At 49.3% G+C, this 722-nt stretch carries 1 protein-coding gene; it reads left to right on the top strand.

The genetic code is table 11. The annotated features are described in order from the left end of the window. On the top strand, window positions 1-722 hold a 722-nt coding region (locus A3757_RS23810; protein ID WP_304439219.1), incomplete at both ends, for a 1-deoxy-D-xylulose-5-phosphate synthase N-terminal domain-containing protein.

Genomic DNA, 722 nt, shown 5'->3' with positions numbered 1-722 from the left:
GGCCTAATGGAGTTTGCCAAGAAAACTGAAGAGCACGTCAAAGGCTTGGTTGCACCCGGTACGCTTTTTGAGGAATTAGGCTTTAACTACATTGGCCCTATCGATGGTCATGACTTGCCAACCTTAATCAAAACATTAGAAAACATGAAGGAGCTGAAAGGCCCTCAATTCCTTCATATTGTCACCAAAAAAGGGAAAGGCTTCGCACCAGCAGAAATCGACCCGATTGGCTACCACGCAATCAACAAAATAGAAGCAAAACCCAAAGTAAGCCCTGTTGAAAATAAGCCTGCCAGCCAACCCAAGTACTCAAACGTTTTTGGCCAGTGGCTTTGCGATATCGCCGCACAAGACAGTCGGGTCGTCGGTATTACGCCAGCGATGCGAGAAGGTTCCGACCTAGTTCGTTTTTCCGAACTCTACCCTGAGCGCTACCATGACGTTGCCATCGCCGAACAGCATGCCGTAACACTGGCAGCAGGCATGGCTTGTGAAGGAGTGAAGCCTGTTGTCGCAATTTACTCAACCTTCTTACAGCGCGCATATGATCAGCTCATTCATGATGTCGCCATCCAGAACCTGGATATTTTGTTTGCCATAGACCGGGCTGGCCTGGTTGGTGAAGACGGCGCAACGCATGCCGGAAGTTTCGACCTATCCTTCTTACGCTGCATTCCCAAGCTAGTTGTGATGGCGCCTTCGGACGAAAATGAACTTCGGAA

It is taken from the genome of Oleiphilus sp. HI0117 (assembly GCF_001635235.1).
The sequence above is the reverse complement of the archived record's forward strand: the minus strand, read 5'-3'. Positions and strand labels throughout refer to the sequence as shown.